This is a genomic window from Candidatus Chloroploca asiatica (assembly GCF_002532075.1).
GTDB classification, from domain to species: Bacteria; Chloroflexota; Chloroflexia; order Chloroflexales; family Chloroflexaceae; genus Chloroploca; species Chloroploca asiatica.
The window spans coordinates 65,230-90,206 of the sequence record NZ_LYXE01000170.1 but is presented as its reverse complement, the minus strand read 5'-3'; the positions used below and the strand labels follow the sequence as shown (position 1 = coordinate 90,206).

General features: G+C 58.3%; 17 protein-coding genes and 1 tRNA gene. 8 read left to right on the top strand and 10 right to left on the bottom strand.

Features of this window, described 5'->3' with window-relative positions; all coding sequences use genetic code 11:
- Positions 1–112 precede the first annotated feature (112 nt).
- The 3 genes from hpt to A9Q02_RS20455 form a co-directional block, all read right to left on the bottom strand.
- Positions 113–655, bottom strand: a complete 543-nt coding sequence (gene hpt / locus A9Q02_RS20465; protein ID WP_097654928.1) for a hypoxanthine phosphoribosyltransferase — start codon at positions 653–655, stop codon at positions 113–115.
- Between the two features lie 52 nt (positions 656–707).
- Positions 708–2,129: a tRNA lysidine(34) synthetase TilS gene (gene tilS, locus A9Q02_RS20460; RefSeq protein ID WP_097654927.1), complete on the bottom strand. Its 1,422-nt coding sequence runs from the start codon at positions 2,127–2,129 to the stop codon at positions 708–710.
- A gap of 48 nt (positions 2,130–2,177) precedes the next feature.
- A tRNA-Met gene (locus A9Q02_RS20455) sits at positions 2,178–2,252 on the bottom strand.
- A gap of 142 nt (positions 2,253–2,394) precedes the next feature.
- Between A9Q02_RS20455 and A9Q02_RS20450 the strand changes: the two genes are divergently transcribed.
- A complete protein-coding gene (locus tag A9Q02_RS20450; RefSeq protein WP_097654926.1) occupies positions 2,395–2,733 on the top strand; it encodes an FHA domain-containing protein in 339 nt (112 codons plus the stop codon).
- Between the two features lie 79 nt (positions 2,734–2,812).
- Here the strand turns inward: A9Q02_RS20450 and A9Q02_RS20445 are convergent, their stop codons facing one another.
- Positions 2,813–3,394 (bottom strand): DUF1997 domain-containing protein, encoded by a 582-nt coding sequence (locus A9Q02_RS20445; protein WP_245860787.1) that lies wholly within the window; start codon positions 3,392–3,394, stop codon positions 2,813–2,815.
- A 176-nt stretch (positions 3,395–3,570) separates the two neighbouring features.
- Between A9Q02_RS20445 and A9Q02_RS20440 the strand changes: the two genes are divergently transcribed.
- Positions 3,571–3,837 carry a hypothetical protein gene (locus A9Q02_RS20440; protein WP_097654925.1) on the top strand — a complete coding sequence of 89 codons (267 nt, stop codon included), beginning with the start codon at positions 3,571–3,573 and terminating at the stop codon, positions 3,835–3,837.
- 63 nt (positions 3,838–3,900) lie between these two features.
- On the opposite strand, the gene A9Q02_RS20435 is transcribed toward A9Q02_RS20440, so the two are convergent.
- Positions 3,901–4,404 (bottom strand): glutathione peroxidase, encoded by a 504-nt coding sequence (locus A9Q02_RS20435; RefSeq protein ID WP_097654924.1) that lies wholly within the window; start codon positions 4,402–4,404, stop codon positions 3,901–3,903.
- A 123-nt stretch (positions 4,405–4,527) separates the two neighbouring features.
- A complete protein-coding gene (locus tag A9Q02_RS20430) occupies positions 4,528–7,596 on the bottom strand; it encodes a hypothetical protein (protein WP_097654923.1) in 3,069 nt (1,022 codons plus the stop codon).
- 363 nt (positions 7,597–7,959) lie between these two features.
- Here A9Q02_RS20430 and A9Q02_RS20425 point away from each other — a divergent pair, with 363 nt between their 5' ends.
- A complete protein-coding gene (locus A9Q02_RS20425; protein ID WP_097654922.1) occupies positions 7,960–9,225 on the top strand; it encodes a hypothetical protein in 1,266 nt (421 codons plus the stop codon).
- 100 nt (positions 9,226–9,325) lie between these two features.
- On the opposite strand, the gene A9Q02_RS20420 is transcribed toward A9Q02_RS20425, so the two are convergent.
- The 3 genes from A9Q02_RS20420 to A9Q02_RS20410 form a co-directional block, all read right to left on the bottom strand.
- Entirely contained in the window at positions 9,326–10,171 is an 846-nt protein-coding gene (locus tag A9Q02_RS20420; protein ID WP_097654921.1) for a TRM11 family SAM-dependent methyltransferase, read from the bottom strand.
- Positions 10,168–11,289: a glutamine-hydrolyzing carbamoyl-phosphate synthase small subunit gene (carA, locus tag A9Q02_RS20415; protein WP_097654920.1), complete on the bottom strand. Its 1,122-nt coding sequence runs from the start codon at positions 11,287–11,289 to the stop codon at positions 10,168–10,170. Before carA ends, A9Q02_RS20420 begins: the two co-directional genes overlap by 4 nt.
- 156 nt (positions 11,290–11,445) lie before the next feature.
- The gene (locus tag A9Q02_RS20410; RefSeq protein WP_097654919.1) at positions 11,446–12,693 is read right to left on the bottom strand and encodes a TsoY family (seleno)protein; all 1,248 of its coding nucleotides are present in this window, start codon (positions 12,691–12,693) and stop codon (positions 11,446–11,448) included.
- Positions 12,694–12,948: 255 nt separating this feature from the next.
- Between A9Q02_RS20410 and A9Q02_RS20405 the strand changes: the two genes are divergently transcribed.
- The 5 genes from A9Q02_RS20405 (at position 12,949) to A9Q02_RS20385 (ending at position 23,507) form a co-directional block, all read left to right on the top strand.
- The gene (locus A9Q02_RS20405) at positions 12,949–14,889 is read left to right on the top strand and encodes an ABC-F family ATP-binding cassette domain-containing protein (RefSeq protein ID WP_097654918.1); all 1,941 of its coding nucleotides are present in this window, start codon (positions 12,949–12,951) and stop codon (positions 14,887–14,889) included.
- A 3-nt stretch (positions 14,890–14,892) separates the two neighbouring features.
- Positions 14,893–15,666, top strand: a complete 774-nt coding sequence (locus A9Q02_RS20400; RefSeq protein ID WP_097654917.1) for a class I SAM-dependent DNA methyltransferase — start codon at positions 14,893–14,895, stop codon at positions 15,664–15,666.
- A 26-nt stretch (positions 15,667–15,692) separates the two neighbouring features.
- Positions 15,693–17,291 carry a tRNA nucleotidyltransferase/poly(A) polymerase-related protein gene (locus A9Q02_RS20395; protein ID WP_097654916.1) on the top strand — a complete coding sequence of 533 codons (1,599 nt, stop codon included), beginning with the start codon at positions 15,693–15,695 and terminating at the stop codon, positions 17,289–17,291.
- Between the two features lie 389 nt (positions 17,292–17,680).
- Positions 17,681–21,055 carry a S8 family serine peptidase gene (locus A9Q02_RS20390; RefSeq protein ID WP_097654915.1) on the top strand — a complete coding sequence of 1,125 codons (3,375 nt, stop codon included), beginning with the start codon at positions 17,681–17,683 and terminating at the stop codon, positions 21,053–21,055.
- Between the two features lie 232 nt (positions 21,056–21,287).
- Positions 21,288–23,507, top strand: coding sequence for a serine carboxypeptidase (locus tag A9Q02_RS20385; RefSeq protein WP_216361570.1), 2,220 nt, complete (start codon positions 21,288–21,290; stop codon positions 23,505–23,507).
- 38 nt (positions 23,508–23,545) lie between these two features.
- On the opposite strand, the gene A9Q02_RS20380 is transcribed toward A9Q02_RS20385, so the two are convergent.
- The gene (locus A9Q02_RS20380) at positions 23,546–24,964 is read right to left on the bottom strand and encodes a nitronate monooxygenase (protein WP_097654914.1); all 1,419 of its coding nucleotides are present in this window, start codon (positions 24,962–24,964) and stop codon (positions 23,546–23,548) included.
- Positions 24,965–24,977: the final 13 nt, after the last annotated feature.

The window sequence follows — 24,977 nt, the reverse complement described above, 5'->3', positions numbered from 1 at the left end:
GGGCCGTAGGCCCCAACACCCTAACCGGAGGCATTGTGAACGTATATTGCAGTATAACAGAGTGATGCGCCTGCTTCAAGGGAACCAGATCACACCATATTTGTAATCTAGATCACTCGGCATAGATTTCGGGGCGCAGAATGCCGATATAAGGGAGATTGCGGTAACGTTCAGCATAATCCAGGCCATAGCCAACCACAAACTCATTGGGGATATCAAAGCCCAGATAATCAACCTTGACCTCGGCTTTGCGGCGTTCGGGCTTATTGAGCAGGGTACAGATACGCAGACTGGCGGGGTTCCGCCGCTGAAGTTGGGCACACAAATAGGCAAGGGTCAGACCGCTATCAATAATATCCTCGACAATCAAGATATGGCGACCGGCAATATCCGTCTCGAGATCCTTGAGCATCCGGACAACGCCACTCGACTCGGTGCTGGCACCATAGCTCGCAATGGCAATATAGTCTATCGACAGGGGCAGGTCAATGGCACGTGCCAGATCCACCATAAAGGTCGCACATCCCTTGAGCACCCCCACCAGCAAGAGGGTGTCACACTCGGCATAATCCTGAGTAATCTGCCTTGCCAACTCATGAACCCGTGACTGGATTTGATCGGATGGAATCAAGACCCTAGCAATGTCATCGCGCATTGAACTCCTCTTCTCACCCCGGCATTCCCTGGCCGGGAAACCTGCGTATCCGTTATGAAACAAGCCCTACCCATATTGTACGCTGAGTCGTTGGGCTGGCAAGAAAGCGTTCATCCGCACGCAACCCGGCAAGCCAGACAATTGCTGTCGGGGTAGCGAGCAGCGGCCAGCTATCCCGCAGGCGGCGCGGCAGTTTGCGGTCAACCATAAAATCTTGCACTTTCCGGCTGCCCGGCCCACCGACGGGACGAAACCGATCCCCGGCGCGTCGACGGCGCAGGATGAGTGATCCAGCGAGCCGGTCAGCATCCAGGGCGACCCACCACGCATCTGGTTCAGGGGGCGGTTCTTCCTGGACAACGCACCGCCACCCGTTGCCCAGTTCGACGACACCCGGAACGGGCAAGTGGATTTCATCGTTGCTCAATTGGGGAACATCAGCAGTCTGCCGATAGCCCGGTTGATAGAGCAGCAGGGTAGCATATTCCACCTCAAGCGCGAGCGCATGCCCAAGTTGAAACTGACGTCCGACGTGGGACATTGCCTCACGCACCGCCTCGATCAGCGTCAGGCTCAGATCAGTGACCCCAAGGTGTTCGGCGGCACGACGCAGGGCCTGGCGTTGCAAGGCCAGCGGCAGGTTAAGCACGCGCTCGCGTTGCAAGGCCACGAACCCTTCACCTACCGTGGCGAGGTCAGGCCAGACCTGATCAAGTTGGCTCTGGATAAAGGCATAATCATCGGCCAGGATCTGGGCCGTACGCCCAAGAGCGGCGACAAGTTGGGGATTCTCGTTGGCAAGGATCGGCAACAACTGACGGATCCGCGTACGAGCATAGCGTTCAGCGCGGTTACTCGGATCATCAACCGGTTCGAGGCCCTGGTGGGCCACGTAGGCGAGCAGTTGTTCACGAGGAATAGCAAGCAGAGGGCGGAGGAGCGCCGGCCCGTCCTGCGTGGGACGTGAGCGCTCAGAGGGTGCCCATGCATCCCAGGAAACCGCTTCGCGCATACCGCGCAGCCCGGCGAGACCGGCCCCACGGAGGAGATGGAGCAAGACCGTTTCGGCCTGATCGTCGGCGTGATGGGCGACAAGCACCGCGCCTGCCCCGATCTCCATCGCTGTTGAGGCCAGAAAGTGATAGCGGGCACGGCGTGCGGCCGCAGGCAAACCTTCGGCGTGGGCCTTCGCGAGGGCTGGCACATCGCGGCGGGCCAAGGTTGCAGGCACGCCCCAAGTTGCGGCAAGCATCGCAACATACTGAGCCTCGGCAGCAGCCTCGGGGCGAATCCCGTGATCAAGATGGGCAACATGGAGCTGCGCGCCACCCTGCGCACGCAACCTGGTCAGCACGTGCAATAAGACCAGCGAATCGGGGCCACCCGACACAGCGACGAGCAGCAGCACCTCAGGATGGTCGAGGTGGTACCGACGCAACACCGTGCGTACATGATGATGAAGCGGCTCGTGCATAAGCTAAAGATGAAAACGATGGAACGTAGGTACGTTCCATCGTCTTGGTGGTGTCGGGGGCGGGATTTGAACCCGCGACCTAACGATTATGAGCCGTTTGCTCTACCGCTGAGCTACCCCGACCAGCGCACGACATTGTACCATGGGCACCAATAAGCGTCAACAAAGTTTATTCCTTCGTTCCATCTTGACATCAACACACGCCGGCACTATAGTAGTTAAAGATCCACAACAAAAATTTTCCTCTGGTAGAAAGTAGAGTGACATGGCACGCGCACTCGCATTGCTTGGTGTTTCAGGCTCACGTGTTGGCGAAACAACCGTTGTAACTGGTCGTAGTACCATTATCGGCTCTACCCCGGGATGTGACATGATCTTGCTGGATCGCCTCATTTTGCCCCTTCATGCCGAATTGCGGACGATCCTTGATCGCTGGTTTATTGTGCCGCTTGATCCTCGGGCTACCGTCTTTGTCAATGGCGAACCAGTCACGTCCCAGCAACGCATCGAAGAAGGAAGCATGATCACGCTTGGCACGGTGACCTTCAAAGCTTCGCTTGAAAGCCTTGCTGAGCGTCAGGTTGGTGGTGGCTCGCGCTGGTAACGCATGCGTGGGAAGCAAGAAGCGGCGCGAGAACGAGGTTCTCGCGCCGCTTCTTCATCGCAGGAGCCAGGCTTTCGTTTTAGGCTACCCCATTGGCCCAGAGATGGAAATCATTGGTAATGCCGCGGGTAAAACCATTGAGCATCTGGGTCATCTTGAAAGACATCGTGCGTTCGCCAATCGACTGAAGCAGGGTCGTTGGCATCATCCGCAGCACATTGGGCACCGGGATCGACATGTCAATCTCAACGGCATACTCAATGAGGGTACAATCACGCCCTGGCCGAAAGAACGCATCGGCCGAGAGTGAGCCGTGGAACAGGCCCTCGTCGGCAGAAAGAGGGGGTCCATCCTTGGCTGGATGGATCCGAATAGCCTTGCCAGGCTCGTGGTGTGCATAGAGATCAAAGACCGCCGCCATATTGTGTCCATGCCCGTCAGTTGCCCCGACGGTCAAACGATAGCGGTCTGGCCCATACGGATAACAACTCAGGGCATCGGGCAAGAGTTCGAAGACGGCTGGGACATCGCAGAAGTATTCATACGCCAGATCGACAGGTGCAGCAAATTGAAAGATATGAACCGCTTGCCCACCGAGATCAATATAACGCCTCGCTGCCGTCTGAGCCATCGGTGAACGAAACTGGTGCAATGCCCTCATTGCTGCCCCCATTTCATATATGCAAACCATTGCTCGCTGGATTATAGCATCACATCTACGCAAATGCAATATAAAAGAGTGGTGTAGTTTCACAACCGGTCACGTTCTTTGCGTTGACTTTTTGCCTCCCACGTCATACAATAGGGGCAGCGGAGCTTGATTTCAAGGAGCGTGTTATGAGCAATCGTCCGGTCGGTGAGAATAATACCGGGATCTTTACGCTACTCTTTCGTGAAACTGGCCTCTTTTTTGAGCAAGTGTGGAAGTGGACTGAAGATCAGGCCCGCGAGGATCGCTTGCTGATAGCTGACGACGACCGACGCCGCCTCACTGATGCCGAGACGCGCAAAGCTGAAGCTGAAGCACGTCTGCTTGAGCAGATCCGTCTTGCGAAACAGGCTGGCCTTGATGTTGAGGCGATCATGCGTCGCGTCAAGGGGTAAGTTTTGTCGAGGGCAACGCAAAAAGGCCAGCGTTGCTGGCCTTTTTGCGTTACCCTCTTGCATCTATAGCACGGCTTCGGGGGCCTTGGCTTTCAAGAGTTCGATAAGGTCGCGCTCAATCGCTTCGGGGGTGTCGGTCGGGGCATAGCGCCGCCGAACGGTTCCGTTACGGTCAATCAGGAATTTGGTGAAGTTCCATTTGATTGCCTCGCTCCCCAGAAAGCCAGGTTGGGCACGCTTGAGGTAGTCATAGAGCGGATGGGCCGTCGGGCCATTCACGTCAACTTTGGCAAAAATCGGAAAGTTGACCCCGTAGGTCATCGAACAAAACTGTTGGATATCTTCGGCGTTGCCTGGCTCTTGAAAGCCAAACTGGTTGCACGGAAACCCAAGGATGACCAGGCCATCATCTTTATACCGCTCATACAACGCCTCGAGCCCAGCGTATTGCGGCGCAAAACCACATTTGCTGGCAACATTGACAATCAGGACGACTTTGCCTTGATAGGCGGCAAGCGACTGTGGGGTGTTGTCCAACAACGGTGCTTCAAAATCATAGATCTGCATGGGTGTTTCTTCTTTCTCTCTATTCACTATTTTCCACGATAACGTATCTGTGAAGATATTGTGCAATACCTGTGCATACACTATACATCATCTTTACAATTCTGGCAACAGAGCATGAACGGATCACTGTGGCCGAGCAGATACGTCGCTCACCTCTACCTCAGTCAGGGTTAGCATGTCGCCGTTGTTGTCAAGCGCAAGCCGTTCACCCGTTCCCGGATCATATAATCCGATGACAACACGATAACGGCCCGGAGGTGCATCCGGTGCGATTGTCAGAGGTATGTCTTGCCAAAGTCGTTCGCCCGGTTGCCATACGCTGATGGGCCGCCAGTCGCCACCGGCTAATCCGTCCCATTGGGCGATTTTTTGCTCGTTGGCGTCAAGCAGTTGTACAAAGACGAGGTAGGGTTGCGTTGCCGGTGCCTCGGCCCGCCAGAGCAAGCTGAGCCGCAGGTTGTCGCCACCACGCAGCCGTTCTTCACTCAGTTCGTAGCCTTCCAGCGAGGCAAGCGCGCCAAAGGTGGCTTCAAGCGTCTGCGCGGGTGGGTCAATCGTTACCGCTACCGTATTGGCACTCAGTGGTTCGATATCTTCGACCAGGCCATTGCGCCGCGCAAAGGCGACGAGCGGAATGAACCGGCGTATCTGTTCGCCCTGGTACACCCAGAGACTGGCGAAGTATTGCCCGTCGCGCAGGTCAATGGCTTGCAGATCGATATCTGTGCCATCGAGATCCGCCGCCGGGGTCTGGAGATCAAGGCGCAGCTGGTAGTCGCCATCATCGGGCAGGGTCATTGTTGTGCCGGCATAATGACCGGGGGTTCCACGGTAGCCTGTGACTTCTTCGTAGATCTCGATGGCAAGCCGTAACTGTTGCGTGCTCTGATTACGTATGCGCAGATCAATCTCGGCCTCGGTCTCAAGCGGGCTCGTGCTGGTCGTGACATCAAGGATGAGCCGATTGCGGGCAGGTTTGAGGCTAGAGGCTTTGAGCTTGCTCTTTTCGAGAGCGGCCCAGTGCATCTGCACGGGTTCAGCGGCTGGTTGCAAGACAACGCGCACTGGCACTGATATGGTGCCGGTCTGATAAATGTTCAGCCCGGGCGTGAGGTTAAGACGCTGCGTTTCGTTGCCTATCGTGAGATCGATGGTCTGGGTGATCAGCGAGACAAGCGCCAATTCAAAGTTATTTTTGGCTGGTGTGAGATCAGAGACCGGGGCAAGGCTCAAGCTCTCAGCAGAAGCATAGATCTCCAGGGGCTCTTCAGGTGCCGCAGCTATATACGCTCCCAGCCCGTGGCTGGCGCGGAAGCGATTCGTCACGGTTGCGGGGCAGGCCGGTGCGACGTGATACGGTTTCAGGCCGCTTAGCCAGGCGATGCGTTCAGCGGGGGCAGGATAGACTGCGACCAACTCATCGCGCCAGAGGGCCTGGGTTGCAAAGCCGTGGTCGAGCGGGTTTTCGTCATGCAGCAGAACCGCGTAGGCGGGCATTGCCGCGCCGCGTGGATTGTCACTTGAGGCAAAAGTCCCCCGCACGAACCCCTCCAGCGGACGATCACGCAACCAGTAGGCCCAGGCCCCCTGCGTCGTGCCACAGAGTGCGGTAGCTGCGGCTGGTGAGAAGAAGACCGGGCCGGGTTGCACGAGATCGGTCGCAAGATGGCGCAGATCATCAGTCGCAAGGCTATAGCCCCGTGGCCCACTCGCATACGTTCGTGTTGTCCCGAGGCTAGCCGTGCTGCTTGCCACAAGCACAACCAATGCTAACATCGCACCGACGACCTGAACCACGCGGCGCTGACCGACTGCGGCACCAGTTGCGCCAATGCCGGCACCGGCTAACCCAAGCAGCAGTGGGGCCATATAGCTTGCCCCACGAAAGTAGCCATACGGATAGGCGACCACAAAACGCAACCCCAGCAGATAGATCAGCGCGCATAGGGCGAGTCCAAGCGTTGCCCCACGCTGCGTTGTACCACGCCAGACACCGTGCCCAAGCAGCAGTGCGCCTGCGACCAGGGCCAGCCAGCCTAGCCCCACTTCAGTACCCGTCGGATCGATTGGCTCGGGATGGGTAAAACGCAGCCAGCCAGCCAGGATCGGTGGTGGCACAAGAAAGTCGATCCCCATAAACGGGGCTTCCGCCTCAAACATCCCAGGGAAAGCCTCGGGCGCACGCAGATTCGGCACCAACCCAATGATCCCGCCAAGTGCCAGCAACGCAACGCCGCGCATCACGATTGCTCCAGGCGCATCGCGACGGGCAATGAGCGCTGCAAGCCCCAATCCTAGCCCCAGCGCCCCAAAAGCCGTCAGGATCGGCCAGTAGAGACAGGTGAGCCCGCCCATCAACAAACCAGCTCCAAAGATTGTTCGCTTACCACCCTCTTGCAGGGCCAGCAGCGTCACGGCAAGCGCCGCGGGCAATACAGCCAGCGCAGCGAGACTCGCGCTAAAGTTGTTATAGGTCAACCAGAGCAACAGACTACTCAGGGCCGTCAAGGCTACCCCCAGCAACGCACCTGCTCGTTGCACACCGAGGGCACCTCGCAGCAACGCATAGAGCGCCAGCAACCCAACGCTCCGCAGGGTAGCCTGAAACGGCATCCAGCTATCCCAACTCTCCCATCCCCCAACAAGATCGGCTATGCCCTGGGCATAGGTTGCGCCAAACGCGATCAGATGAATGGGCTGATTCAGCAGCAATGAACGGAGCGGGCCAGCCGGGGCGGTGGCCAGCGTCGGATAGCTATACTCTTTGAGATAAGCCGCCAGCGACATATAAAATTCAACATCGAGCCCATAGCCAAACGACATCAGACGCCCAAAAGCCAATGCAGGCGCAACACAGAGCAGCCAGCACACCATGCTGATTCCAAGCAAGGGCAGTAGCTCACCTACTGGCAAGATTCCTGGAAGCCGTTTGTGCTTCCGGGTCATCATTGCGCTAACCAGTAAACCGCCACTAACTAGCAGCGCGACCGGCAGGATCATGCGCAGCGTAAAACCAGTGATTGTCCCATAGAACCCTATGATCGCCAGAAACGCCAGCCCGAACGCAGGCGCCAGGGTCATTTCATGGTCACGCAACGTTGCTGGCAACACCAGCATCGCCAAGCCAAGACCGCAGAAGATCAGAAGGCAACATTGCACGGCACTAAAAAGCAGCGCTTGCACTATCAGCATGACAGACCTTTCATCAGCCCATCAAATATGCCATGAACCCAACGCCTCATTGTAGCACCGTCCCTCGCCCGCCTTAATGGTCTTCCAGAAATGAATCCGCTCGACCAGACCTCACAGATCTTTCGTTTCGGCGCGCCTGCCCAGCGGGGGAGGGCGGCCTCTCACACAAGGTCTAACAGACCTGTGAGGTCTAGCCCGTGCCGCGCATACCGGATTATGCCCTGAAAGACCATTAAGGTGGCTCATCACCCAAACTTTATCGTGTATACTGAGCCTAAGCGCGAGCCTGTGGCCGACTCTCTGGCGGGGTATTTGGAACCGTAGGTTCCCACCTCTCCCGAGTACGAAAGGAAATCTACCGCTATGATTCAAGCTACGCCTAACCATAGCCCACGTCGTAGTCGTCATCGCTTCTTGCTGCTCATGGTTATTGTTGGTGTGCTGAGTATCAGTGCGCTTGTGACATATGTGTTGCGTGCGCGTACACGGCCTGTTCCTATACCTGCGACGACAACAAACCCTCCGTCAATCTATGCTGGTACCGCAACCGGGCCACTCTATACGCCGTTTCAGCTTGAGATTGATCCGATGCAGCGCTTGCTGCTGATCAATTTTGGCGAAGATCCGGATGCGATCTATCTGGGCTTTGAACCACAAGTTTTTGATGATGAACGCCATGGCACTGGTTTGATTGTGATTGCCTGGCGGGTTGATGGTAAGGTGGACGTCTACCACCAACCCGGCGTGCGGCTTGATCCTGCGACTTACGCGATTGCTGGCGATGGGCTGAATCTGATGCTCGAACGCCCCCTGGCTGACGCCTCTTTTCGTGTCACGGAAACCGGGGTCGAAGCCGCGTTTGCCTTTGAGGATGCGTTAGGGCGCTCGATTGAAGTGGCGATTAGCGAACGTAACCCCGCGCCACGACGTCCCTTTGGCCTGCTTGCACCAATGGGCCAGGCCGCAACGTCGCCTTCAGCCCTGCCGCTCGTGTTGCTGCATGACTTCTATTTTGTCCGCCAGGCCGCAACCGAGGTCACGCTGCTGATCGATGGGAAGAGCCATACGCCTGATAAAATGCCCGTACCGATTGATGGCACGCGGATGTATTTCATGCGCTATAGCCCTGATCCCGTCATCGCCACGCTCAACCCGGCCTATGACGGCCCCATGACGCCCCTCGAACACCTCAGCGCGACCGAGGCGCGGCTCGGTGAGCTCACCGTTGAGCTCGGTGATAATCAGGGCCAACCCGAGATTACGCAGCTACGTCGCAGTTTCAACGACCACGAAGTCACGGTTGCTTTTACACCCCCGTTGCCCAATCTGGTCAATCTAGCTGAGGGGGCCTCAACGTCGGGCATCTTTACCATCGCGGCAGACCCGAGCGTCGGCCAGGTGATTGGCGAGTATGCGCTGAAGCGTCAGGGGTCAACGGTCACGCTCGAAGCAATCCCCAGTGGCGGCTGGTATCCGAATGAGTCAAAATGGACCGTGCAGTTGATCTACTTGATGGCCGCTGATTTCACCGCATGGCCCCGTTCCTATCGCTGGACAGCCACGCTCGATCTGACGCATCCGAGCCAGGCGACGATGCAATCACGCTGGGAACGCATCACGCCACCGTAGTACGGGCCGGGCACAATCGCGCAACGCAATCCTGCGCAGAGCGATACCCCACAAACCTCTGCGCCTCTGCGTCAAACTCTTTGAAGCGGGTGCCTTGCCCTTATGCTGGGAGATAGCGAAAGATCAAGATGAACTGATGGTGCTGGTTGGCAACAAACGCAAAGGGATACCCAAACGGGTAGAGGTTCATGCTCTGGTCGTGCCAGATGCGATAGCCACGATATTCTAGCGCTGGGAGCTGGCGCAGCTTTGCAACGATGTCGGCATGCAGCATGTTGTGGTGTTCGGCGGTTGGTTGGAGATCTTTGGTGAAGAGGACGAGGTGCCCGCGGGGTTTGAGCAGGGTGAGGGCCTCTGCCACGATGTCGTGCAAGGCGTCGAGGAAGGCGTTATACGCGAGGTTGCCCAGATCGTCGGGTGAATGCGTAAAGGGTGTTGCGGCACCTTGCCCCCGTTTTTTGCGCTCCCCGGTCTTCGCACGCGCCTGCATCGCAGCGTACGGCGGATCCGTCAGAATCAGGTCAAACGGTTTTGCCTGCACCTCGGGGATGCTCGTCAGACGCCGGGCATCCCCAATCAGGTAGGGTTGTGGAGCGAGACCGAGGCGTTCACAGACTGCCTGGTAGATCGTGCCATACTGCGGTTCCAGGTCAACCCCTACCGCCTGCCGTCCTTCGAGGGAACAGGCGATCAAGGTACCGCCCACGCCGGCAAAGGGATCAAGCACGCGCCCATCACGTCGTGTAAAAAAACGCACCAGTTCGGCCAACAACTGCGGTGGCTTGGGCGAAGGGTGCTTCCGCCGCAGATCGTGGGCATAGCTCTCGGGTCCGCTGGTTGGATACGCCGTACTGATCACCGAACGCAACGCATAGACCCACTCGCGCCCCGTCAACTCATTCAGGCGGTTCCGCGGATCAACGTCGCCCTCTGGCGTCTCAGTCAACCTTTGCCCTCCATGATGCTGACAAAGTCGCGGAAGAGGTACGTTGCATCGTGCGGGCCGGGCCCGGCTTCGGGATGGTACTGCACACTGAAACAGCGCAGACCAGGATGGCGCAACCCTTCGACCGTCTGATCATTCAGATTGATGTGGGTAATCTCCACCTCGGCTGGCAAACTGTCGGGATCAACAGCAAACCCATGGTTTTGCGACGTAATCTCGACCCGCCCGGTGGGCAGATAGCGGACGGGATGATTGGCCCCGTGATGCCCAAACGGAAGTTTGTAGGTGCGCCCGCCGAGTGCCAACCCCATCAACTGATGCCCCAGGCAAATGCCAAAGACGGGCACCTTGCCGAGCAACCCGCGTAGCGTCTCGACCGCATAGGCTGCCGCTGCAGGATCACCCGGCCCATTGGAATAGAAGACCCCATCAGGCTGCATCGCCAGCACCTCGCTGGCCGGAGTCTGCGCCGGAACAACCGTGACCCGACAGCCGTGATCGGCCAGGCGGCGCAGAATGGTGCGCTTGAGCCCGAAATCATACGCGACCACATGGCGAGTCAGGGGTGGCAGCAGTGTCGTGCCATAATCTGGCCCAAACGGGGCCGACCCTTCACTCCAACCATAGGACTCATCGCAGGTCACCACCCTCGTCAGATCGAGGCCTTCCATAGAAGGGGCCTGGCGGGTCTTGGCAAGCAGGGTTGCCACCGCCTCACCAGTGGTTGAAAGAATGCCGCGCATGGCCCCTGCCGTACGGATATGGCGGGTCAGAGCGCGTGTATCAATCTCGGCAATCGCCACAATCTGGTGGTCGCGCAGCAACTGCGCCAGGCTGCCGCGGGCGCGCCACGAACTATAATCCTCGCTATACGCACGAACAATGAAACCAGCCACCTGGGGCTTGAACGACTCGGGATCAAAATCATTCACCCCAGTATTGCCAATATGGGGGGCCGTCATCGTCACCAACTGCCCGCTATACGACGGATCAGTCAGGATCTCCTGATAGCCAGTCATCCCCGTATGAAAAACAACCTCACCAATGCGTTCACCGGTCGCCCCAAACGAACGCCCCGGAAACACCCGTCCATCCTCAAGCACCAGCACAGCGTCCATAGGTGTTGTGATCGAAACCTAGCGTGGTCGAGCCAACAACGACCAGCATTCTCGCTATTGTAACATGACCTTTGCGTCATGGTGCTTCGTGACAGACAAGCAGGCCAGCTAAGCTGGCCTGCTTGTCTGTCACGAAGCACCATAGTACTTCACAGATTATCGCGCTGCGACAGGATCAACCGCCGGGGCAGCCGCGACCTCAGGTCGGATGAGCTTGCTATCCAGTTGGAAAATTGAGGCAATTGTGACGATCTGGATGGCAACCAGCGGTGCAAGCACGGCATAGTAGCCAAACGAGAACTTGTCAACGACGCCGTTCTGTACCAGACCAACGTGCAAGAAGAACATTCCGAAGACGAAGAGGGCGACACCGGGGCAGATCAGCGCATAGCTCGCCGGGCTGCGGCCTTCACCCATCAGGTAGGTGCGGAAGTAGCCGACTTTGTGCAGGACAATGAAACCACCCACCGCAAAGTTCAGCTGCAACATCAGGATCGAGCCCGTCAGCAAGAACATCATCCCCGGCTCGGTGGTGTGCAGGCCAAAGCCGTGATGCAGACCGTGGCTGATGCGCAGCAGGGCAATCCCCGCCAGCGTCAGGATTGGAATGGGGATCCAGAGACTTGCACCAGCTTCGAGGTTCAGACCGTTCAGCAGCATCCCACGCAGGCCGAGGATCATCTTGGGCAGGCCAATCAAGACGGCGGCACCAAGGAAGAGCATTGAGGCCAGAATGCTGACCGTAATCGTGATCTTGTTGCCACTCATTGCGGCAGGTGCAGCCAGACCAACGGCTACCATTGAGAAGGCCATCGCCGCCTGCAGCTGGCTAAAGCTGTTGTTTTTGTCGTAATCAAAGTTGCCTGCCATCAGCATCCGGCCAAAGTAGTTCATGAAGATCCGCAGGGCCAGAATGCCAACCAGCAGCAGAGCGGTCAACGAGAAGGGGAAGAGATACTCGACAATGTTCCAGAGACCCGGCACAAAGACGGCCCCGGTTGCAAAGAGCACGTTCACCGTCATGCCCAACGTCAATGGCAGGGCCATCGTCGCAACAGCGCTGTTGTTGTTCAACATCCGCTCGTAGGCCGGCGTGCGGCGAAAGGCAGCGTACTCGCGCAAATTCCAGAAGAGCAGGCGCAGATGGCGGAAAGCAAAGAAGAGAATGGCTGCCATGCCCAAGAAGACCAGGAAGCTCTGTACGACACCAGCACCATTCAAGAACGCCGCAATGCTATCGAAGGTGACAATCGGCGTCTGGGGGTGCGGTACCATGAAGTTCAGATAAATGAAAAACGCAACCGCCATGCCTCCGTTCCCCAGCGAGGCCAGAAAATAGAGGGGTGAATAGCGCTCACCAAGATCCCGCCGCAGACCAAACCAACGTTGTGCAACATTCAACATACAGACCATCCTCCTAGAATCGAGACGTTTTGTTTCCAGTTGTGCGCTTTGCACGCTTCTTTGCTGATATGATGCAGCGTTGCACAAAAAGGTTACAGGGTTTGTAGATATTCTGCGCTGGCTTGGCGAGCAAAGCTCGCCAAACCAGCGCAGAAGGTCGAGTGGCATGGGGCAAAGGCCGGTGTTTGGCACGGGCAATGGTATAATGATACGTGATGGTGATTGTATCCGTACGAGAAAGTTTTCAGGCGTGCTATGACGTTGTTAAGTGTTGGCAATCTGGGCAAGTATTATGGTGCCGAGCAGATCTTTCAGGATCTGAGCTTTCAGGTTGCCCGTGGTGATAAAGTGGCCCTTGTTGGCGTCAATGGTGCCGGCAAGAGTACGTTGCTCAAAATCATTGGTGGTCTCGAGGCAGCCGATAGTGGTCAGGTCGCTGCGGCGCGTGGCCTGCGTGTGGCCTATCTGGCCCAAGAGGTGCGCTTTCAAGGTGACCGGACGCTATGGGAAGAGATGGAGGCGGCGCTGAGCAATCTGGCCGATCTGCAGGCCGAGATGCTTGCGCTCGAGCCAGTCATTGCCGCGACCGATGCCCCTGGTTGGGCCGAGGCGATGGAAGCGTATGGTGAGTTAAGCGCACGCTTTGAGCACGGCGGCGGCTATGAGATCGAGCCGCGCATCAAGCGAACCCTCCAGGGCCTGGGCTTTCACGAGGCTCAGCACCAACAGCGCCTCAGTCAGTTTTCTGGTGGTCAGAAGACCCGTGCAGCCTTAGCGGCAACGCTGCTTTCAGACCCCGATCTGTTGCTCCTCGATGAGCCGACCAATCACCTCGATATGCAGGCGCTCGAGTGGCTCGAGCAGTTTCTGCGCAATTGGGACGGTACGCTGATCGTTATTTCGCACGACCGCTACTTCCTCGATCGCGTGACAAAACGTACACTCGAAATAGATGCCGGTCGCCTCGAAGAGTACCCTGCTGCCTACAATAAATATCTGGAACTCAAGGCTGAACGGATGGAGCGGCGTCTCAAGGAATTTCAGGCGCAGCAGGATTACATCGCCAAAACAGAGGATTTTATTCGACGCTACAAGGCCGGTCAGCGTGCCCGCGAGGCGAAAGGCCGTGAGAAACGCCTCGATCGTCTCAAGCGTGATAGCCTGGTGCAACGCCCAAAGGATCAGGCCAAATTACGCCTCTTCCTCGATACGCAGTTGCGTAGCGGTGAGCTTGTACTTGCCCTCGATAAACTGGTGATTGGGTACCCTGGTGATCGCACCAATGACTCTGAGCCACGCGTCTTGCTCCGCGCCGATGATGTGGCGATGCATCGTGGCGACCGGGTCGCGCTCCTTGGACCCAATGGCAGCGGCAAGACAACGTTGTTGCGCACAATCCTCAATGAACTCAAGCCCCTCCAAGGGCATCCGCGGCTCGGCCACCAGGTTCACCCTGGCTACTATGCGCAAGGCCACGATGTGCTCGATTGGAATGCGACCGTGATTGAAGAATTGACCAGGGTTCGTCCAAACCTTGGCGAGCCTGCCGCCCGCAATCTGCTTGGTCGTTTCCTCTTCAGTGGCGATGATGTCTTCAAGCGGGTCGGCGACCTGAGTGGCGGTGAGCGCTCGCGGGTGGCGCTCGCCCAACTGACGTTGCTGCCTGGCAATTTGCTGATCCTCGACGAGCCAACCAATCACCTCGATATCGGTGCCCGTGAAGCGCTTGAGGGGGTGCTCAAAGAATATCCCGGTTCGATCCTCTTTGTGTCCCACGACCGCTATTTCATTGATGCGCTCGCCGATAAGATCTGGTTCGTCGACCAGGGCCGTGTCCGGGAATATATCGGTGGTTATACCGATTTTGTTACCAGCCGTGAAGCTGAAGCGGCCCGGGTGCCCCGGGAACCCGAACCACGGGAACCCGAGTTACCCAAAGCTTTGCCGACGTCGCAGGCGGCCCGGCCCGAGCCCATTCGCCAAAATCCCGAAGAACGTCAGCGGAAGCGACGTCTTGCCCTGCTCGAACAAGAAGTTGCCCTGCTCGAACAAGAGCTTGGGCGGCTCAAAACCGAGCTAGAAGCCGCCAGTGTGGCCCAGAATATCAAGCAGATCACCGACCTTGGCACACAATACGCCGAGCTTGAGACGCTACTTGCCGCCAAATATGCCCAGTGGGAGCAACTCGCCGCCTAAGCCGTGATCTACCATGACTACGCATCTATCTATGATGCCATCGGCCAGACCGCTTTTGCGGCCACTCTTGCCAAGCGCATCCTGGCAGCGTTGCCCCACATGCCCAGACGGGCGCTTGATCTTGCCTGTGGGACGGGGGCGGCTACCTTCGTCTTTGCTGCCGCCGGGATCACAACCGTCGGCGTTGATCGCTCGCCCCAGATGCTGGCCTTCGCTCACGCCCGTGCCCGGGCAGCCGGTTTCGCGGTGACTCTGATCGAGGCCGATCTGCGTGCGTTGCCCTCTCGTACACCAACAGGCCCTTCACCGCATCAATCAGCCCTCGAACCCGCAAGCTTTGACCTCATCACCTGTCTCTATGATAGTCTCAACTATTTGACAGCTGATAACGAACTTGCTCAGGTTTTGACCAGGGCAAGCCATCTGCTCAAGCCTGGCGGCTCACTCTTTTTCGACCTCAATACCGAGCACGAATTCAAGACCTGGACCGAGAGCGATCAGGTCGTCTATGATGACCAGGGCATCCTCGTGTATAATCGCCTCAACTATGATCCAGATCGTCGCCTTGCGACAGGCCACATTGGCTGGTTTGTCCGTGATGATACCGGGCGCTGGTGGCCTGGTAGCGAAACCCATACCGAGCGCGCCTGGTCAGACGAGGACGTTCAAGCCGCGATCACTGCCGCTGGGCTTACCCTCGTCACTCGCCTTACTCCTCGCTGGGAGCCAGCCCCGGTTGATGCGCCACGTATCGTGTATCATGCATACAAAGCGTGATCTGATCGATATTTTGGCTAAACACAATGCAAGATCTCCATACAAACCTTGCTGATCTGGCCCATTTCTGTGCCGCACACGGCGTTGAGGCATGGCTCGTCGGGGGGGCCGCCCGCGATCTCGCTCGTGGTGAGGTCCCCACTGACCTGGACATTGCTGTGGCAACCGATGGCTATCGGCTTGCCCGTGCCTATGCTGATGCGCGGGGGGCCTCGTTTGTCGGGCTTGACGAAGCCCGGGCGACTGGTCGGGTCGTCATCACTGGGGCACAACCGCTCACGCTCGATCTGGCCGGTCTGCGCGCGCCGACCATCGAAGCAGATCTCGCGCTCCGTGATTTTACGCTCAACGCATTGGCATTACCCCTCAACTTTTGGCAGCAGCCAACTGCTGCCCTGGCTGATGGCGTGCCCGATGCGGCCTGGCTCGATCCAACCGGGGGGCTCGCCGATCTGCGGGCCGGGTTGCTCCGTCCGTGTAGCCCGACAAGTCTTGCTGATGATCCGCTGCGTGTTGTCCGGGCCGCTCGCTTTTGTGCGCGCCTCGGGGTACAACCACATGCATCTTTGCTTCCACTCATGCTTGCCACCGCCCCGGCGCTGGTAAACGTGGCCGCTGAACGCATCAGCGACGAGTTGCTCAAATTGCTCGATGCCCCGGTGTCTGCCCCCTGGTTGCGCTACCTCGATGCCTGCGGTGCGCTCACTGTCATTTTGCCCGAACTCGAAGCCGCCCGTACCTGTAGTCAACCAATTGTCCACTTTCTGCCTGTCCTGGCCCATAGCCTGGAAACCGTCGCCGCCCTTGATTGGTTGCTCAGTGGTTTGTTTGGTGAGCGAACCACTGACCTGGGCGATAACACAGATGATCAAGCTGGCGAAGCGACGGACGCCAGGCCTGGTTCAGCCTGGCTTCCCGTTGCGGTGCAGACGCACCCGGGCATAACGCGCAACTTGCCCTTTGCTGAAACATTGGCCCCGTTGCTGGGCACCCCCTGTGGTGCAGGGCACTACCGCCGCGCCGCGCTCCTCAAACTGGCCGCGCTCTTGCACGACAATGCCAAACCACTGACCCGTGTCGCCCATCCCGACGGCACCGTTACCTTCTATGGACACCAGAGTCTCGGTGCCGAGCGCGCCACGCTGGCCGTGCGGCGTTTGCGCCTGAGTCGGCGGGATGGCCGCTACGTCACGCTGATCATCCGCGAACACATGCGCCCCGGCCAACTCCGCACCAGTGAGGTACTTACCATGCGTGCGGTTGCCCGCCTCTTCCGTGACCTCGGTGACGCCGGGCCTGACCTCTTACTCCATGAACTCGCCGATCACCTGGCAACGCGAGGGCCAAACCTCGATCTCGCAGGATGGCAGACCCATCTGGCCTGGGTTGAACTGCTGTTGCAACACTACTATGCCCCCCCGATGACAAAACGCCAACCTTTGCTCAACGGCCATGAATTAATGGCTGCATGCAATCTAAAACAGGGACCACAACTCGGGACACTGCTCCATGCGATCGCCGAAGCGCAAGCGGCGGGCGAAATCACCACCCGCGACCAGGCCCTTGAACTCGCATGCGCCATGCTTGCCTCGGCGGGTTCAGAAGCAGACACTCAGAACATGTAGACTGCTTGTGCGCGCCAAAACAGCCAGCGAAGCTGGCTGTTTTGGCACACACAAGCAGAATACCTGGGGGCCTGTGGCCCCAGAAAAAACAAAGCTCTCCCAAAATGAACCAAGTAATGGTACAATAGGCAACCAGATTGCCATACACATCAAACATATGGTTTCTACCCTCCTCACACATCATCATTTCTATACTCCACACGTTCAGATGTCAGTACGTTGTCGAATTGTACTGCTCATTAGTCTTGCCTTGCAGTCTGCATTCATCTGGGTTGTGAACATCCAGGCTGGTCACGTGCCACAACTGCGGAGTTGTGCCACCTGATAGGCTTCATCGCTTGCTCTCATCAGCCAATGTTGGCTCGTTGGGTATATTGAAGGAGGCACGAATGGTGGGTCGTGGTCGTTGGTTATTGGTCACACTAGCCTTGACAATGCTAGTGTCGGGCTTTGCGTTCACGTTTGCGCAAAGCAATCTGGGCAGCGGTTCGTTCACCGCCGCGCCAGAACGGATTGTCCCTGTCTCAGAAGTGGATCTGGACGCATTCCTGTATGAGCGGGTGTCCCCCGAAGATGCGGCGCTGATCGCTGGCCTGGTTGCCCGTGATCGGATCGCCCCTCGTGGTGCAGTGATTCCGGCTGCCCAACGTGGTGAGGACACCACCATTCCCACCCTCGAAGCGCTGGGCGACGAGGTGATTGACGTGGTGGTTTATCTCGATATGCCCGCCTTGGTCGAGCAGGTGAGCATTAGTGCGGCCCAGCGCACGGCGTATGCCAACCGCATTGCGCAGGTGCAGACACGGGTCGGCAGTGAGATTGAGGCCCTTGGTGGAACGGTGATCCATCGTTTCACGACGCTCAGCAGCGGCATTGCCGTGCAGATGCCGGCCAATCTTGCCGGTCGCGTGAGCCGCATCGCTGGTGTCGAGCGCCTGTCGCATGTGCGCAATTACACGCGTGACCTGACCGAGACGGTGCCCTTCATCGGGGCCAGCACGCTGCAAAGCCTAGATGTCACCGGTGCTGGGGTCAAAGTTGCCGTCATTGACTCGGGGATTGACTTTAGCCACCTGGCTTTTGGTGGCCCAGGAACCGAGGCTGGCTGGGAAGCCGCCTACTATGGCGATAGCCCTGATTGTGATCGCGCAGCTGCCCACGATCCTGATTGTGCCTATGCGCAACCCGCCGATCCGGCGCTCTTTGGCCCGGCGGCCCCGCGCATCAAGGGTGGCTTTGACTGGCTCGGTGAGCAGTGGAATGGTTCGACCAATACGACTATTATCACCGATAGCAACCCGATTGACTTTGAAGGCCACGGCACCCACGTCGCCGACATCATCGGTGGCCTTGGCTATCCGGCAGGCACCAATGAAGATGGTGCGTACCCCGCCAAGGGTGTCGGTGTCGCTCCTGAAGCCGAGATCTATGGCTTCAAGGCCTGTGCGTCGTTCAGTTCCGCATGTAACGGTCTGGCGTTGCTGGCTTCGGTTGACAATGCTGCCGATCTCGACCGCGATCCCGCCACCGTTGATCCGGTTGATGTGATCAATATGTCGCTCGGTTCGCCTTACGGGCAACCCGAGGATGATCTCACCTACTTCTCGAATCGGGCGGCTGGCATGGGCATTATTGTCGTCGCGTCGGCTGGTAACTCGGCAGACAAGCCTTTCATCGTGGGCAGCCCCTCGATGGGCGATGGGGTGCTGAGTGTGGCGCAGACCGCCGTGCCCTCGGCGACGCGCTATCCGCTCTTCTATGCGAGCAGTACGGTCAGTGGCACGATCAATGCCGCTGTCTTCCAGAACTGGTCAGTGCCCCCACCGAATGTCTTGATCCAAGGTTCCGTTGTCTATGGCAACCCGGATGGTTCCAATACCAACGGATGTGCGCCGTATACCACCCCTCTGACCGGTTCGGTGGTGCTGGCTGATCGCGGGGGGTGTTTTTTCACCCTCAAAGCCGTAAATGCATCGGCAGCTGGTGCGGCGATCTCGTTGATCGGCCTTATCGCCCCTGGTGACCCCTCTGAGTTCGGCGATGGCGGTGACCGACCCATCACCATTCCATCGTTTGTTATCAGCCAGGCTGCCTCGAACCTGCTCAAGGCGCAGATTGCGAATAGCGTGGTTGCCGGGGTCGATCCGGCCGATGCGATCAATCTGGCGAATACGATCGTCGGCAGTTCGTCGCGTGGCCCACGTAATCACGATAATGTGATCAAGCCCGACATTGGTGCGCCTGGTGCTTCGATTTCGGCGATCGCTGCTGGCGGGGCCGCAACCGGGCCGTTTGGTGGTACCTCTGGGGCCGCGCCGATGGTCTCGGGTGTGGCCGCGTTGCTCAAGCAGGTCTACACGGATACCCTGATCGTGCAGCAGTACAAAGCGCTGCTGATGAATACGGGCAACCTGGAGATCTGGCAGGGCGATCCTGGTACGGTGCTCGCGCCAATTACCCGCATTGGTGGCGGTCAAGTTGATGCAAGTGCAGCCTACTCGAGCACGCTCGTGGCCTGGGATAGCACCAGTGCTTCGTCGCTGGCCTGGACGGGCAGTATGTCCTTTGGCTATCAGCCGGTTGCCGCGAACCAGACCTTGACCCGAACTCTGACGATCAAGAACCTGGCGAATGCCGCACAGACCGTGACCCTCGCATCGGTCTTCCGCTATGCGCAAGATGCCGATCAGGGTGTGGTGGTCACGCCAGGGCAGTCAGAGGTCACCATTCCGGCCAATGGTACCGTGGATGTGCCTGTGGTGATGACGATCGATCCCGCCACCTTGCATCCATGGGTGGTGAATAAGGGTTCGCTTGGGGCGAATGGCGCTGCCCTGACGTTCCAAGAGTACGATGGCCACGTGACCATCACGCCGACCAGCGGGGCTCCGATCCATGTCGTCTGGCATGTGCTGCCCAAGGCTGCGGCTGACGTGTCACTTAGCGCAACCAACTGGCTCTCCGAGACGACCATGCTCAACAATGCCGCAGCGGCGATCACCGGCACCGTTGACATCTTCGATCTCATCGTCGCGGATGCCAATGATTATGGCTTTACCGTCGGTGACTGTGCCTCGGTTGGCTTTGAACCCGGGTGCAATACGACCATCGTTGATCTGAAAGAGATCGGTGTCCGTACAACGACGGCGGTGAGCCCGAGTGATTTCCTCGAGTTTGCCGTGACCCTCTGGGATGAGCCGTATCGGGCAAGTCAGTACCCGGTCGAGATCGACATCTACATTGATGCGAATAACGACGGCACCGATGACTATGTCATCTTCAACGCCGATCTCGCGCTCAATGGCAGCGATGGACGCAACGTGGTCTTTGTGGTTGACCTCTCTGATAACAGCCTGTTCCCCGCCTACTTCATCGACTCGACGTTCAATACGCAGAACTTTATTCTGCCGATGGATGCCGCGTCGATCGGGATCACCCCAGGGCAACCCTTCAGCTTCAGCGTCTTCGCCTTTGATGCCTACTTCGGTGGGCTCTGGGATTGTGCCCCCAAGGTGAATGGCGTTTGTAGCGGATCGTATCAGTACACGCCTGGGTTGTCGCGTTATGCCATCCCCGAAGCTGACCGCTTTGTTGATGTGCCTCCTGCTGGCAGCGTCAACGTGGCGTGGACGTCAAGCCCCGAGGGGGCTGCAGCGTCGCCATCACAGACCGGCCTGCTCTTTATGTATCGTAATGCACTCGTTGGTCGTGAGTCTGACCGTGTGTTGAAAATCAACACCTATTTGCCCTTTATCCAGCAGTAAGAACGCCTGTCGGTTTCATCGCGCCCAGCGCCAGGGTTCCCAGGAACTCGGGCGCTGGGCGCGATATTTTGTCTGGCAAGCAACAGCCCCGCTTGCGCAAGAAGTTGATAATGAGGGTACAATATAGCGGGTATAGGCGTCACCTGAGCCACATACGACCAGTTACGCTTGATGGTATACGTCTATATGGTCGACGCTGGAGAGTCGGCCGCTTACATACAATGAGGTGTCTGTGAAAACGATCGTGATTATTCATCCGGGTCGAGGTGATGAGCAGCTTACGGTCAAACTGTTAGGGCAGGCGATAACGATGCGCCGCATCGGGTGTGCCGGTGATCTTGATCAGGCCCGTGAGTTGATTCTCGCGCACGATGGACAGGTAGATGCCATTGGTCTTGAAGGGATGCCTGGCCGTTTACGCCTGGGCAATGCGAGCCGGGCCTATCCACCTGGTCAACGGCTGCTGACAGCGGCGCACCATACGCCCACGGTGGATGGCAGCGGGGCACGGGCGATGCTCGAACGCTGGGCCGTGACCTTGGTCGAGAAAGCTCAACCCGGCATCTTCAGCCAGAAACGCGTGCTGATGGTGCCTGGCCTCAACCACGAAGGCCTCAGCCATGCGCTTGATCGTCGCGTCGGGGCCGTCCGTTATGCCGATCCGGTGCTCTATTTTGGGGTGCCGGCCCTACCTGGGATCGGGAGTCGTATCACCCTCGATAGCCTGGCTGGGCCAACCCTTGACCGTCTGCGCGAACTCAGCTTTGCCCAGCTTGCGCATCCGACGGTCACGAATGGTGGTCGTCGTGCAGCGGCCCAGTTCCGCTGGGCCGATGTGCTTGCCGGTGATGTTGATCTGATCCGGCGCTGGGCCCCCCGCGACCTCAAACACAAACTTGTGGTGACAACCGCTGTGACCAAAGAAGATCGCGCTGACTTGCGCGACCGAGGGGTTTCGCTGGTGGTTGCGCTCTTCGATGCACTGCTTGAAGGGGCTGATCCACGGCATAGCTCGGCGGCGGCTATCGAGGCCGCCCTCGTCGCGCTACGCCCCTCGCCCGATGCCCCCCTCCGCGAAGATACGTATCTTGATCTGCTGGCCGAATTGAACTGGACCCCCTCGGTCTATCCGTTGCAAGCAAGTGAAGCAGGGATCAATCGTTTTGCTTTTGTCATCCACCCACTGAACGTGAAGTTCATCCATCAGCACAAATTGTTTCGCTGGACACGCTATCTCCCTGATAGTCTGGTGGAGGCTGTGGCGGCCTATTTCCCGCCCCTCTATCTGGGCAAGATCAAGGGCGGAGTCTCGCCCACCACGGATCAACGGATCGAAGGTCACTTGATCAGCCTGGGGGCAACCCCACGCCAGATGATGCGCCACCACGAGCGGTTTACCTATCGCCAGTTGAATATCGCCGCCCGGATGTCTGAACGCCTCGGCGCACGCCTGATGGGCCTCGGTGCGTTTACCAGTGTTGTTGGCGACGCTGGCATTACGGTGGCCCACGAAGCCGAGATAGCGATCACCAGTGGCAATAGTTTGACGGTCGCGGCCACCCTCGAAGCGGCCAAACAGGCCGTGATCAAGATGGGAGCGACGGATCTTGCCCACGGACGAGCGATGATCATCGGGGCAACCGGTTCGATCGGGTCGGTCTGTGCACGTCTGCTGGCGCAGGCGATTCATGATGTAGTACTGGTCTCGATCGAGCCCGAAAAGCTGATCGCCCTGAAACGTGCAATCGAAGCAGAAACCCCCGGCTCGCGGGTGGTCATTGCGACCCATACGGAAGATATGGTAGAGCAGTGTGATCTGATTGTGACGGCAACCTCGGCTTTTGGGCAGCGCATTATTGATATTAGCCGCTGCAAACCCGGTGCCGTGATCTGCGATGTGGCGCGCCCACCTGATATCAGCCCCGCCGAAGCCGCGCTCAGGCCGGATGTGCTTGTGATCGAGAGCGGTGAGGTCTTGATTCCGGGCGTCACCGACATCGGCTACGACATTGGCCTGCCCCGTGGCACCGCGTACGCCTGTCTTGCCGAAACCGCCTTGCTTGCTATGGATGGACGCTTCGAGGACTATACGCTCGGGCGCAATATTTCGATCGAGCGGGTCAAGGAGATCTACCGGCTCTTCAAGAAACACAACTTTCAATTGGCCGGCTTGCGGTCATTCGAAGTGTATGTAACCGAGGAGGATTTTGCGCAACGACGTGCGCTTGCCGCCCGTCTACACGCCGATCCTGCACTGTTCAAGCGCACCCAGGCCGAGGCACACGAAAAACTGCAGCGCCTGCCCAAAGCGGCGAAAGGCGTGCAAGAATCGGTCTGGCACCAGGCTAGCACCCAGGTACGCGAATGGACGATCCAGGGTGCCATGGCGCTTGGAAGCCAGATCAGCCGTCGCCTGCCCCAACCCAACCGTGACGAAGAAGTTCGTCGTTAATGTAAGGGCGCGGTCTTGCCTATCTGCTCAGTGAGCGTTCAACGCTCACCGAGCAGATAATCAATCACATCACCGGCTGTGTAGCTCGTGCGCCCCCCGAGGAAGGCACCAATATGCTGCAAATCGTCGCCACTCGTCAAGAGAGGCGGCTCGATGCTGCCATCGCGGCGCCGTTGGGCAAAGCCCACATTGGCCATCAGCGCATTGCAGAGGCACTTACGCCCCTCGGTCTCTTCGACAGCCCCACCTTTTTGCACAAACGCAGCAATCGGCTCACTGGCGCAGCGGAACCCAATCTCACCCTCAGGTGTTACATAGGCCGAGCGCAAATACCCGAGGTCGCAGATGCGTTCGCGCGGTTTTTCAGCCGCCGGATCGTCTGACCAATGCACCACCTTAAAGGGATACCCGGTCGGTGACGCACGCGGATCGGTACGTACCTGCACTTCACCACGCACCGCAGCGGTCAGAATCGAAGCTCGATATTCAGGAGCAAGGCCCGAATCTTCACAAAACGCAAAGAGGGTGCCCACTTGAATGCCAACCGCCCCGGCAGCCTGGGCTTGCCGCAAGCCCTCGGGGGTACCAACGCCACCGGCGACCCAGAAGGGCAAGCCAAGCTCACGGATCTTCGCGAGGTCAACCGCATCACGGGGGCCATAGACTGGCTCACCCTCCTCGTTCAACTGCATTTCGCCGCGGGGGGGCGCATTGTGACCGCCGGCGGTCGGGCCTTCCACAACGAACCCATCAACGCGGCCACTCGCCTTACGCGCCAGCATCGTTGCGAGCGAATTACTCGCAATAATTGCCAAAAAAGCGGGGCGACGCAACGTCGGCTTGGGGCCTTCCCAGTACTCACCTGGATCAAGGCGCAGCAACGCATTGGCCCCCGCCGCCAACCCCTCGACATCAAAGGCAATCGTCGCAGGCTGATGAAGGGCCAGGGCATCAAGGGCCGCAGGAATATCACGGGGAATGCCCGCCCCCATCAAAACCACATCAACCCCAGCCAGGATTGACCCATAGAGCATCGGGAGATTAGGCAATTGCACCTTGGTCAACAGGTTCATGCCAATCGGCCCCTGATGACCCTCGCGCGCCAACGTCACCTCAACGAAAGCCCCGAGCATCGCGATCTCCTGGCGGGCACGCGGTGTCTCTTGCCGAAACATCGGCAAAAGGGCATAAGGTGTGTTAGGGGGGCGGCCTTCCGGCAGAAAATAGCGTTCGAGCATCCGCTCGACGACATGGGGCATCGGAAACTGCGCCATAGCACGACGCATATGCCCGCCAGGATCGCCATCCTGCAGCCGCCGCATCAACACCGTATCAACCCCCGTCCCCGAGACGACCCCCAGTTGACCGCAGCGTGCAACGGCGCGGGCGAGTCGCCAATCCGAAATTGCGACGCCCATTCCCCCTTGAATAATTGGAGGCAGTGACGCTGCTGACATAGCTTCTCTCCTG